This is a genomic window from Vibrio sp. YT-19(2023) (assembly GCF_033337395.1).
The window spans coordinates 1-526 of sequence record NZ_JAWOQN010001095.1; the positions used below are offsets into that span (position 1 = coordinate 1).

Sequence of the window (526 nt, forward strand, 5' to 3'; positions counted from 1 at the left end):
GGGATTGATGATACTGGCTAAAAACAAGCGTGCACAAAGTGCGTTGAAAAAGCAGTTCCAGTTCCGCTTAACGCATAAAATTTACTACGCACGCGTTTGGGGTCATGTCGAGCAGGAAGAGGGCGAAATCGATCTGCCATTGATCTGTGACTGGCCAAACCGTCCGCTGCAAAAAGTGTGTTTTGAAGATGGTAAGCCATCAAAAACTCTCTTCCAAGTCGCGAAGCGAGAAGAACATGAAGACGGCACAAAGACGACCATCGTACGTTTACTGCCTATTACTGGCCGATCACATCAATTGCGTGTGCACATGCAAGCGTTGGGTCACCCTATTGTTGGTGACGAGTTCTACGCGACCGAAGAAGCCAAAGCCTTCTCTGAACGTTTGGAACTGCACGCTTCTGAACTGAGCTTCTATCACCCGAAAAGTCACTGGCTCCGCAGTATTTTTGTTCCGTGTGACTTTTACCCGGAAGCCGAAGAGATGATCTTTGACTATTTCGATCCAGAGCGTAAATTACCTGAC

1 protein-coding gene is annotated in these 526 nt (G+C 47.7%); it reads left to right on the plus strand.

Annotation, left to right across the window (positions count from 1 at the left end; genetic code table 11):
* Positions 1-526: pseudouridine synthase (locus R7E78_RS30240; RefSeq protein WP_318059159.1), on the plus strand; the 526-nt coding region annotated here is incomplete at both ends.